At 71.4% G+C, this 11,108-nt stretch carries 10 protein-coding genes; 6 read left to right on the top strand and 4 right to left on the bottom strand.

Going from position 1 to position 11,108, the window contains the following annotated elements:
* The 3 genes from BUE44_RS37520 to BUE44_RS37515 all read left to right on the top strand — a co-directional run.
* Window positions 1–564, top strand: a 564-nt coding sequence (locus tag BUE44_RS37520; RefSeq protein WP_159450271.1) for a tetratricopeptide repeat protein, incomplete at its 5' end; no start/stop codon positions are given.
* Window positions 561–935, top strand: coding sequence for a hypothetical protein (locus tag BUE44_RS18360; RefSeq protein ID WP_073499737.1), 375 nt, complete (start codon window positions 561–563; stop codon window positions 933–935). The genes BUE44_RS37520 and BUE44_RS18360, both read left to right, overlap by 4 nt.
* Before the next feature lie 29 nt (window positions 936–964).
* Window positions 965–1,183 carry a hypothetical protein gene (locus BUE44_RS37515; RefSeq protein ID WP_159450270.1) on the top strand — a complete coding sequence of 73 codons (219 nt, stop codon included), beginning with the start codon at window positions 965–967 and terminating at the stop codon, window positions 1,181–1,183.
* Between the two features lie 490 nt (window positions 1,184–1,673).
* Here the strand turns inward: BUE44_RS37515 and BUE44_RS18350 are convergent, their stop codons facing one another.
* The gene (locus BUE44_RS18350; protein ID WP_073499735.1) at window positions 1,674–2,408 is read right to left on the bottom strand and encodes a DUF7873 family protein; all 735 of its coding nucleotides are present in this window, start codon (window positions 2,406–2,408) and stop codon (window positions 1,674–1,676) included.
* 66 nt (window positions 2,409–2,474) lie between these two features.
* Window positions 2,475–3,743 (bottom strand): glycoside hydrolase family 10 protein, encoded by a 1,269-nt coding sequence (locus BUE44_RS18345; protein ID WP_073499733.1) that lies wholly within the window; start codon window positions 3,741–3,743, stop codon window positions 2,475–2,477.
* A 391-nt stretch (window positions 3,744–4,134) separates the two neighbouring features.
* Between BUE44_RS18345 and BUE44_RS18340 the strand changes: the two genes are divergently transcribed.
* Window positions 4,135–6,879, top strand: a complete 2,745-nt coding sequence (locus tag BUE44_RS18340; protein ID WP_073499731.1) for a cellulose binding domain-containing protein — start codon at window positions 4,135–4,137, stop codon at window positions 6,877–6,879.
* A 134-nt stretch (window positions 6,880–7,013) separates the two neighbouring features.
* Complete coding sequence (locus tag BUE44_RS18335) at window positions 7,014–7,871, top strand: 3-hydroxybutyryl-CoA dehydrogenase (protein ID WP_073499729.1); 858 nt, start codon at window positions 7,014–7,016, stop codon at window positions 7,869–7,871.
* A gap of 21 nt (window positions 7,872–7,892) precedes the next feature.
* On the opposite strand, the gene BUE44_RS18330 is transcribed toward BUE44_RS18335, so the two are convergent.
* Window positions 7,893–8,663: an ABC transporter ATP-binding protein gene (locus BUE44_RS18330; protein ID WP_073499727.1), complete on the bottom strand. Its 771-nt coding sequence runs from the start codon at window positions 8,661–8,663 to the stop codon at window positions 7,893–7,895.
* A gap of 428 nt (window positions 8,664–9,091) precedes the next feature.
* Here BUE44_RS18330 and BUE44_RS18325 point away from each other — a divergent pair, with 428 nt between their 5' ends.
* Entirely contained in the window at window positions 9,092–9,703 is a 612-nt protein-coding gene (locus BUE44_RS18325; RefSeq protein ID WP_073499725.1) for a TetR/AcrR family transcriptional regulator, read from the top strand.
* A 14-nt stretch (window positions 9,704–9,717) separates the two neighbouring features.
* On the opposite strand, the gene BUE44_RS18320 is transcribed toward BUE44_RS18325, so the two are convergent.
* On the bottom strand, window positions 9,718–10,872 hold the full coding sequence (locus BUE44_RS18320; protein WP_079189851.1) for a PP2C family protein-serine/threonine phosphatase: 1,155 nt from the start codon (window positions 10,870–10,872) through the stop codon (window positions 9,718–9,720).
* Window positions 10,873–11,108 lie beyond the last annotated feature (236 nt).

Here is an 11,108-nt window from a genome sequence, read left to right as displayed (position 1 = left end):
GAGCGGATCGGTGACGCCCGCTCGACGGCGATCACCTGGGGCCAGATCGCCGACATCCTCCAGCAGCGGGGGGAGGTCGACCAGGCACTGCGCATCCACCGCGAAATCACCCTGCCGGCGTTCGAACGGATCGGTGACACCCGCTCGACCGCGATCGCCTGGGGAAAGATCGCCTACATCCTCCAGCAGCGGGGCGAGGTCGACGAGGCCGTCGAATTACAGCGCAAGCGCTTGGAAGTCAATGAACGGCTTGGCGACATGGACGGCGTTGCGGCAGTCAACTGGGACCTTGCGCGCATCGATCTGAGTCGCCAGGATTTCGACGCGGCGGCGCCCAGACTGGTCGCCTCGTTCCAGCTCTTTCTGAAGCTTCAACGGCCGGACGGCATCGCGGTCGTCGGGACTGTCCTGGGGCAACTTCTGCTGGCCGCGGGTGACCTCGGGCAGGCCGGAGAGGTGTTTCGGACGAGCCGGGCCGCTGCTGCCAAGATCGGATTTGCAGACGCTGTTGACCACCTTGACGAGCTACTGAAAGCCACCGGCGACCGAAACGAGGAATCATGATCATCGAGTTCGTGGGAGTGGACGTCGAAGCCGCCGGGAAGAGCGTCGCTGCGTTGACCGCAGGCTGGGGCTATCAGCCCGCACCGACTCCGACAGCGGAAACGGCGACCGGTCCTGACACCAGGGGCGTCGATCCCGTCGCGGTGACGTCCCTGGTCGTGTCGATCCCATCCGCCATGCTCGCGGTCGCTGACATCGCCGACCGTATTCTCAAACGGCGCCGCGCCGGCGAACTCATCGAACGCGCCCGACAGCTCAACGCTCAGCAGGCGACGGTACGCCTCGTACGCGAAGACCGCTCCGTCGACCTTGCCGCTCTCACCCCCGACCAACTGCTGGACCTCATCGCCGACGAGCCTTCGGCAACCTGAAAGATGCCCGCCGTTGCAAGCCCCGCACGGTGACCATCGACGTCAGGCACCGCCGGGGCAACTCCCCCACGTCGAGCCCCGCCACCTCGGTCACCCCCGCACGGGCGAGTGCCGTGAACAAGTGCGAGGTGCCCGCGGGACCGTGGCACCAGGTGTACGTCACCGGCTCCACCTCCCGGCTCGACGGTGGCAGGGTGTGCGGGACGACGAAGCCGCCGTCCGCCAGCGAACCGACCGACAGCAGGTGATGGGCTCCCCGCACCGCGGCGCCGGACCGCTTCGCGGTCGGGAGCCGGTAGCACTACGCGTTGCGGGTATTTCGCCCGTCGGACGTCCTGGGAACGCGACGGGGCCCGGAGACATGTCCAGTCTCCGGGCCCCTGATGATGCCGCTTGCCTCACACGCCGGCACGCTTGAGGCCACAGGTCAGTTTGATGTCGTCTCGTCCTACCATTGAACTACCGGTGCGCGAAGAGCACCGGACCGGAGTCGAACCGGCACCTGACGACCCAGCCCATGGCCGGTTGATCCGGCGATAAGCGGCGAATGCTGAATCTGGAGCGAGAGTCTGAGATTGACTGCGGTCTGCCTCTGCCCTTGGGCTATCCCGGCCGGGAGTTGATGCCGGGAGAGGGATTCGAACCCCCACTGGAACCGCCTTCGTCACGACAAGGCTCAGCTTCAGCTCTGCGCTTTCCGCGCACCCTCCGCGCTCCCGCGGAGGGCATCTTGGGGGGTCACTGCGCGAACAGGTACCCGAACACGGCGTCACCGACCCGGCGGTCGACGACCTCCGAGGCGTTCGCCTCCTCGCGGGCGAACTTCACCGCCTGCTGCAACTTCTCGACGCGCTCCAGCAGTTCGTTCACCCGGCGCGCGGGCAACGCGCCGGAGAACTTGACGGTGGTCCAGTAACCGACCGGCACGTCCTCGTAGTACACCTCCACCTGAGCGGGGTGCTTCTCGGTCGCCTCGGCCTTCACGTGGTTGCGCGGGACCTTCTTGGTACGGATGGTGCGCACCGGCTCGGTCTTCCACGCGTCAGAAGAGGCGTCCAGGGCCCAGGACTCGGCGGCGTCCAGCACCGGCAGCTTGCGTACGAAGGTGTACAGGTCGGTGAGCGACTTCTCCAGGAACAGCAGGTACGAGACGGGTACCTCCCGCAGCAGCGCGTTCCCGTCGACCGTGACGTCAGCCCTGGCCTCGCAGTTGGCCCAGTCCTTGGTGGCCGTCACGTCGAACAGCCGGGTCAGCGCGGTGGCGGTCGCCCGCAGCACGCCTTCGGCCTGGATCTGCACCCGGGTGGCCTCGGGGGGCAGTTGCTCGCCCTCCTCGTCCTTGGGCTGGTAGGTCCGCGAGATCCCGGAGAGCAACGCCGGCTTCTGCAGGTCGTGATGGGCCGTGGTCAGCTCCTGCTGCGCCTTGGACTTGACGCCCTTCTCGACCGCGATGATCTGGTTCAGTTTTGCCACGGGCCGACCGTAACAGCACACCGCATACCCGTTCGACCGGTTTTCCCGGCTTCTCCGCGCCCGAACTCACGGTGTGCGCACCCGCGTCGGATAGTGGTCGGCTACCACCCGGCTCATCGCGCCGAGCGGGTCGGCGGCGACCTGGGTGGCGGAGAAGTAGACGTTGCCGCGCACCTGGGGGTGGTCGGCGTCGAAGCTGAGGTGCCGGGACAGCTCGGCCGGGTCCTGCCAGGCCGCGGGCTGGCCCGCGACCCCCACTTTGTAGAGCGCCTCGCCGACGTAGAGGCGCACCCGGGTGCCGGCGACGACGTCGGACCACCAGGGGACGAGCACGGCGTAGTCGGCGGCCGCGAAGCCGATGTTCCAGTACACCTGCGGGACGATGTAGTCGATCCACTCGCGCTGGACCCAGCCGCGGGTGTCGGCGTGCAGGTCGTCGTACGTCTGTACGCCCGCGGTCGTGGCCGAGCCGAGCGGGTCGGTGGCGGCGTTGCGCCAGACGCCGAAGGGGCTGATGCCGAACTGGGTGGTCGGGCGGATCGCCTTGATACGCAGGGCGGTCTCGTGCACCAGCAGGTCGGTGTTGCGGCGGCGCCACGCGTCGCGGTCAGGGAAGCCGGCGCCGTAGCGGGCGTAGGCGTCGTCGTCGTCGAAGACCTGGCCGGCGACCGGGTAGGGGTAGAAGTAGTCGTCCCAGTGGACGGCGTCGACCGGGTAGCGGCGGACCGCGTCCAGCATCGCGTCCTGCACGAAGCGGCGGACTTCCGGAAGGCCGGGGTTGTAGTAGAGCTTGCCGCCGTAGGCGACCGTCCACTCCGGGTGCAGCCGCGCCGGGTGGGTCGGGGCGAGCAGGGCCGGGTCCTCGCTGTTGGCCACCCGGTAGGGGTTGAACCACGCGTGCAGCTCAAGACCGCGGCGGTGGGCTTCGCGCACGGCCGTGCCCAGCGGGTCCCATCCGGGGTCGCGCCCCTGCGTCCCCGTCAGATACGCGGCCCACGGCTCGTACGGCGACGGCCAGAACGCGTCCGCTGTGGGCCGCACCTGCAACATGACGGCGTTCAACCGCCGCTCGACCGCCAGGTCGAGCAGCCCGAGCAACTCGCTGCGCTGGGCTTCGGGGGACAGGCCCGGGGCTGACGGCCAGTCCGTGTTCGCGACGGTCGCGATCCACATGCCCCGCAATTCCCTGCGGGGCATGTGGGGGTGGTGGGCCGCGGCCACGCCCGCGTCCGCGCCCGTCTCGGCGGTGACGGCGTGCGCCGCTGTCGGCAGCGCCGCCGACGCGGCCGTGGCGGCCGCGGCCAGTGTGAGCGTTCTCCGCGAGAGCCGTTCCATTCCTGTGCCTCCTGTGCTTGCGCCGTGCATCGACCCGAACCGTCCATCCCTGCCCGCCGGCTCTGCGGGGCAACCCACCGGACCCACGACAGGGCGCACGTCGCCACCGCCCCAACGGCCCATCCCGCACCACCCCGGACCACCGGCCGGCGGCCGGCCGAGCGCGCGGTTCCCCGCGCCCCCGGGGGCACCCCGGACCGCCCCGGACCCACCGGCCAGTGACCGGCCGAGCCCCAGCCGTAGGGGGTGCCGTCACCGCGGGCGGCGGGGAATGAGTGCAACGGGCGGGCTGCGCCCGACCGTTGGCAGCCAGGAATGCGAGCGCTATCATCGGACCTCTCGTGGGAGCGCTCCCACGACGTCCGCCCCCCACACCCGAGGACGTACCCCCATGCTTCGCAGACCCCTCGCCGCGCTCGTCGCGGCACTCTCCCTGATCGGCGGCGCCGTCACCGTCGCCTCGGCCACCGCGGCCGCCACGAGCGCGAACGCGAGGACCGGCGCCGTGGCGCCGGCCGCCGTCTCCGACACGTACAGCTGGAAGAACGTGCAGATCGGCGGCGGCGGCTTCATCCCCGGCATCGTCTTCAACCAGTCGGAGAAGAACCTCGCCTACGCGCGTACCGACATCGGCGGCGCCTACCGGTGGAACGAGTCGACCAAGTCCTGGACGCCGCTGCTGGACTCGGCGGGCTGGACCGACTGGAACAAGAACGGCGTGGTCAGCCTGGCCACCGACGCGCTGGCGCCGGACAAGGTCTATGCCGCGGTCGGGATGTACACCAACTCCTGGGACCCCGGCAACGGTTCGATCCTGCGCTCCTCGGACCGCGGCGCGACCTGGGCGGCGACCACGCTGCCGTTCAAGCTCGGCGGGAACATGCCGGGGCGCGGCATGGGTGAGCGGCTGGCGATCGACCCGAACAAGGACAGCGTGCTGTACTTCGCCGCGCCCAGCGGCAACGGGCTGTGGCGCAGCACGGACTCCGGCGTGACCTGGGCGAAGGTCACCTCCTTCCCCAACGCCGGGAACTACGTGGCCGACCCGTCGGACAGCACGGGCTACCAGAGCGACAACCAGGGCGACGTGTGGGTGACGTTCGACCCGCGCACCGGCACCAAGGGCGCCACCACGCAGACCGTCTACGTGGGCGTCGCCGACAAGGCCAACACCGTCTACCGCTCGACCGACGGCGGTGCCACCTGGTCCCGGCTGGCAGGGCAGCCCACCGGCTACATCGCGCACAAGGGTGTGCTGGACTCCGTCAACGGCTACCTCTACCTCGCCACCAGCGACACCGGCGGTCCGTACGACGGCGCCAAGGGCCAGGTCTGGCGGTACGCCACCGCGACGGGCACCTGGACCAACGTCAGCCCGATGTCGGACGCGGACACGTACTTCGGCTACAGCGGGCTGACCGTGGACCGGCAGCACCCGGGGACGGTGATGGTCACCGGGTACAGCTCCTGGTGGGCCGACACGCAGATCTTCCGCTCCACCGACAGCGGCGCCACCTGGACGCGGGCCTGGGACACGCCCAGCTACCCGACACGCAGCGACCGCTACACGATGGACGTCTCCGCCTCGCCGTGGCTGAGCTGGGGCGCCAATCCGGCGCCGCCGGAGGAGACGCCGAAGCTGGGCTGGATGACCGAGTCGCTGGAGATCGACCCGTTCAACTCCAACCGCATGTGGTACGGCACCGGCGCCACCCTCTACGGCACCGACAACCTCACCAACTGGGACACCGGCGCGAAGTTCGTGATCAAGCCGAACGCCAAGGGCCTGGAGGAGACCTCGGTCCAGGACCTGATCAGCCCGCCGACCGGCGCACCGCTGATCAGCGCCCTCGGTGACATCGGCGGCTTCCGGCACACCGACCTCACCGCCGTGCCGCCGATGATGTTCACCCAGCCGAACTTCACCACCACCACGAGCCTGGACTTCGCGGCCACCAACCCGAACACCATGGTCAGGGTCGGCAACCAGGACACCGGCGCGCATGTCGCCTTCTCCACCGACGACGGCGCCAACTGGTTCGCGGGCACCGACCCGTCCGGCGTCAGCGGCGGCGGTACGGTCGCGGCCGCGGCCGACGGCAGCGGCTTCCTGTGGAGCCCGCAAGGCACCGGCGTGCAGCGCACCACCGGCTTCGGCAACTCCTGGTCCGCCGCGAGCGGCATACCGACCGGCGCGGCGATCGGGTCCGACCGGGTGAATCCGAAGAAGTTCTACGGCCTGTCCGGCGGCAAGTTCTACGTGAGCACCGACGGCGGCGCGACCTTCGCCGCCACCGCCGCCACCGGGCTCCCGGCGGACAGCGGCAAGCTCAAGGCGCTGCCGGGCGCCGAAGGCGACGTATGGGTCGCGGGAGGCAGCGGCAGCACGTACGGGCTGTGGCACTCCACGAACTCCGGCGCGTCCTTCACCAAGCTGTCCAACGTGCAGGAGGCCGACAACATCGGCTTCGGCAAGGCCGCCCCCGGCGCGTCCTACCAGGCGCTCTACACCAGCGCGAAGATCGGCGGGGTACGCGGCATCTTCCGCTCCACCGACGCGGGCGCGAACTGGGTGCGGGTCAACGACAACGCCCACCAGTACGGGGTTACCAACAGCGCCATCACCGGCGACCCGCGGGTCTACGGCCGGGTGTACGTGGCGACCAACGGCCGCGGCATCATCTACGGCGACACCTCGGACAGCACCGGCGGCACCACCCCGCCCACCACTCCCCCGACCACCCCGCCCACCACTCCCCCGACCACCCCGCCCACCACTCCCCCGACCACCCCGCCCACCACTCCCCCCTCGACCGGGTCGTGCACGGTCGGCTACGCGATCACCAACCAGTGGCCCGGCGGCTTCCAGGCCTCCGTCACGGTCACCAACACCGGCAGCTCCGCGCTGAACAACTGGAAGCTCGGCTGGTCCTTCACCGCGGGCGAGAAGATCAGCTCGCTGTGGAGCGCGAACTACACGCAGAGCGGGGCGGCCGTGTCGGTCACCGCGCCGAGCTGGGCGACCTCGATACCGGCCGACGGCAACGCGGTCTTCGGCTTCGGCGGCACGGTCACCGGGTCCGCGGCGGTGCCCGCCTCGTTCACCCTGAACGGCGCAGCCTGCACCAGGGTCTGAGCGGCGGCCGGCCGGCGCGTACGGCCGGCGGCGCCGCGGGTGGGACCGGATCGCACGGTCCCACCCGCGGCGCCGGGTCCTGACACCGGTAACGTCTGTCCGGTAAACGTGAAGCTGCGCGAAGGGCTGGTCGAGTGAGTGACATCGAGCGCGTCGGAGTGGTCGGCGCGGGCCAGATGGGTTCCGGGATCGCCGAGGTCTGCGCGAAGGCGGGGCTCGACGTCCGGGTCGCGGAGACGACGGGCGAGGCGCTGGAACTGGGCCGGGCCCGGCTCACCCACTCGCTCGACAAGGCGGCGGAGCGCAACAAGATCAGCGGGGAGCAGCGGGACGCGGCCCTCGGCCGGCTGAGCTTCACCACGGACCTGGGCGAATTCGCCGACCGCGACCTGGTGATCGAGGCCGTCGTGGAGAACGAGCAGGTCAAGATGGACATCTTCCGGGTGCTCGACCAGGTGGTGACCCGGAAGGACGCGATCCTGGCGTCCAACACCTCCTCGATCCCGCTGGTCAGGCTGGCGGTGGCGACCTCGCGCCCCGAGCACGTGCTCGGCATCCACTTCTTCAACCCGGCGCCGGTGCAGGCGCTGGTCGAGCTGATCCCGGCGCTCACCACCGGCAGCGACACCCTCAAGCGGGCGGAACACCTGGTCACCGAGGTGCTGGGCAAGCACGCGATCCGAGCCCAGGACCGCTCGGGTTTCGTGGTGAACGCGCTGCTCGTGCCGTATCTGCTCTCCGCGATCCGGATGTTCGAGTCGGGCATCGCGACCCGCGAGGACATCGACAACGGCATGGAGATGGGCTGCGCGCACCCGATGGGCCCGCTGAAGCTGACCGACCTGATCGGCCTCGACACGGTCGCCGCCATCGCCGATTCGATGTACGCGGAATACAAGGAGCCGCTGTACGCGGCCCCGCCGATCCTCCAGCGGATGGTCGACGCCGGGCGGCTCGGCCGCAAGTCGGGCGCGGGCTTCTACCCGTACTGACGGCCGGCCTCCCCCTTCGTCTCAACTGCCGCCGGGGTGGGCCTCGTAGGCTTTGATGACCTCGTCGGTGGGCCCGTCCATCAGCAGTTCGCCCTTCTCCAGCCACAGCACCCGGTCGCAGGTGTCGCGGATGGAGGTGTTGTTGTGGCTGACCAGGAAGACCGTGCCGGCCTCCTTGCGCAGCTCCCGGATGCGTTCCTCGGAGCGGCGCTGGAAGGCCCGGTCACCGGTGGCCAGGGCCTCGTCGATCATCAGCACGTCGTGGTTCTTGGCCGCCGCGATGGAGAACCGCAGCCGGGCCGCCATACCTGAGGAGTAGGTGCGCATCGGCAGCGAGACGAAGTCGTCCTTCTCGTTGATCCCGGAGAAGTCGACGATGCCCTGGTAGCGCTCGTGCACCTCCTCCTGCGACATGCCCATCGCCAGGCCGCCGAGGATCACGTTGGTCGCGCCGGTCAGGTCGTTCATCAGCGCCGCGTTCACGCCCAGCAGCGACGGCTGGCCGTCGGTGTAGACCCGGCCGCGGTCCGGCGGGAGCAGGCCCGCGATGGCCTTGAGCAGGGTGGACTTGCCCGAGCCGTTGGAGCCGATGATGCCGATCGCCTCGCCGCGGTAGGCGGTGAAGGTCACGCCCTTGACGGCGTGCACGAGGTGGACGCTGGGCGCGCCCTGCCGCAGCAGGATGCGGCGCAGCGCCGCGGTGGCGTTGCCGTGGCCGGTGCCGGCGCCGTAGATCCGGTAGACCACGTGCAGGCCGTCGACCACGACGGTCGGTACTCCCGGCGGCGACACGGGTCGCGGACCGGTCGCCGGGCCCTCGCGTTCGGCTGGGCGCTCGGCTGCGTGCTCGGCTGTGCGCTCGGCCCCCCGGGGGACCTCCCGTGCGGCCTGCGGCCGCGCTGCGGACTTTCCTGCGGACTGTTCAGCCACGTCCGTACACCTCCTCGGACGACCGGAGGAACGCATATCCCGCACACCCCCGCCACACTCCCCCGACTCGGCACGAGCGGCCAGCGGCGGCCGGCCCCTGGGCGGTGCGGGGGCTGTGGCCGGCCTGACGTTGCCGGTCGAGGAGTGGAAATCGGCCGGTGCCGCCGACCGGGTGAGGAACCGGGCCTCGGGGTTCACGTTTCGCGAAGGAACGGTGCCGTTTCGTCGTCTCGACTGTAGGGCGCCCTACGGTCGGAACGCAACCGTTCCGTCGCGATACGCTCGCCCGTATGACCGCAGACTCCGCACCGCCCCGCAGGCCCCCCGCCGGTGCCGCCGTACTCCGGCCGGACGTCACCGAGGCGATCAGGGCCGCGGTCTTCGCGGAACTGGCCGAGACCGGCTACGCGCGGATGTCCATGGAACGCATCGCCCGGCGGGCGGGCGTCGGCAAGGCGGCGGTCTACCGGCGGTGGCGCTCCAAGCTGCCACTGGTCCTCGACGTCGTGCCCGCCGTCGCCGCCCAGGGCCTCCCGACGCCTGACACCGGGTCGCTGCGCGACGACATACGCGCCCTCCTCGACGTCAGCGCGCGGGCGCTGCGGCATCCCGCGGTCGCGCAGATCCTCCCCGACCTGCTGGCCGAGGCCGCCCGCAGCCCGGAACTGGCGGAATCGCTCCACGCCGCGCTGCGCGAGGCACACGGCGGCGTCGTCGCCGCCGTCGTCGCCCAGGCCGCCGCCCGCGGCGACATCCCCGCCGCGACCGACCCGGCTCTCGCCGTCGACCTGCTGGCCGGCCCCCTCTACTGGCGCCACGCCGTCCTCGGCACCGCCTACACCCCGCCCGAGCTCGACGCCCTGGCCGCGGCCACGGCGGCGGCGCTGGCCGCCGGGGCCTGAGCCACCCGCGCGGGCTAGCGCGGGGCGTCCACCTCGTGGTGGCACAGGGGAAGGGGTGTCAGAGGGACGGTGGTCCTGCGGGTCGGGGTCAGGACGACGAGTGCGATGTCGTCCGCGCGGTGTCCGCCCGTGTGGCGGACGATCTCCGCGCGTAGCCGGGCGATGACCTCGGTGCCATGGACGCGGCCGGCCCCCAGCGCGGCCAGGGTCTCCGGCAGCGGGAAGAAGCGGCCGGCGGTGTCGCGGGCGTCGGGGACGCCGTCGGTGTAGAGCAGCAGCCCCTCCCCCGGGGCCAGCCGGCCGCGGCACACGGTGACGTCCGTACGGAGCGGGTCGAACAGGCCCAGCGGCGGCAGCGGCTCGCCCAGCGCCAGCGGGCGGGGGTGCGGCCCCAGCACATACGGCGGTGGGTGGCCGCAGTTGACGGCGAGCAGCCCGCCGTCCTCCGCGAGCTGCACCAGCTGGACCGTCGCGAACTCCTCCGCCGTCGCCTCCTCGCCCGCCGCGCGCTCGCCCAGATGGCGGTGCATGGCGGCGTCGAGCCGGTGCACCACGCCGGCCAGGTCCGGCTCGTGGTGCGCGGCCTCGCGGAAACTCCCCAGCAGCGCTGCCACCAGGCCTATCGCCGGCAGGCCGTGCCCGCGCGCGTCCCCGATCAGCGCGCGCACGCCGAACGGGGTGGCCAGCACCTCGTAGAAGTCGCCGCCGACCCGGGCGCCGTGGCTGGCCGACAGGTAATCGCCGCTCACCGCCACGGCGCCGACCTGATGCGGCAGCGGACGCAGCAGTACGAGCTGGGCCGCCAGCGCGATCTCCCGGGTCCTGGCCAGCTCGGCATGCAGGAGGCTGCGGCGGCCCGCCGTCCACATGCCCACGGCTATCGCCGCCACCACGGTGCAGGCGGCTCCGGCCGCCGGGCCCGACACGGCCACGGAGTCGTCCACGAGGTCGGTGCCGAGTGCTGCCAGCGCGAGGGTGCCGCTCGCGAGGACCGCGCGGCGGCGCGCACCCGTCGCCACGCTCAGCGCCGGGGTCACCGCGAGCGCGGGCAGCACGTCGGTGCCCTGTGGCACCTGCCACGCCAGGACGCCCATCGCGGCGACCCAGGCCGCCGACAACGGCACCCAGGATGTGCGGCGCATGCCGCGGATGCTGCGCATCAAGCTCATGCGGCCGACCCCCTTGCGGCTCTTCGCTCCCCCGATTCTTGCGGGTGTCCGGGCGCCACGCCCGTCGTGTTCGGGGCGGTCACCCGATCGAGCGAATTCCCTCCGGGGGTTGGCCGAGGGGGGCTCGCCCTTGCGCTTTGCGTCGCCGCATTGCCCGTCCGGGGCTCGCTTCTTCCCCGCGGCCTCGGGGGGCGGGCCCCGTGCGGGGCTTGGCTGCCTGCCGGCGCGTCGCGGTT

This window comes from Actinacidiphila paucisporea (assembly GCF_900142575.1).
GTDB lineage: Bacteria > Actinomycetota > Actinomycetes > Streptomycetales > Streptomycetaceae > Actinacidiphila > Actinacidiphila paucisporea.
The sequence above is the reverse complement of the archived record's forward strand: the minus strand, read 5'-3'. Positions and strand labels throughout refer to the sequence as shown.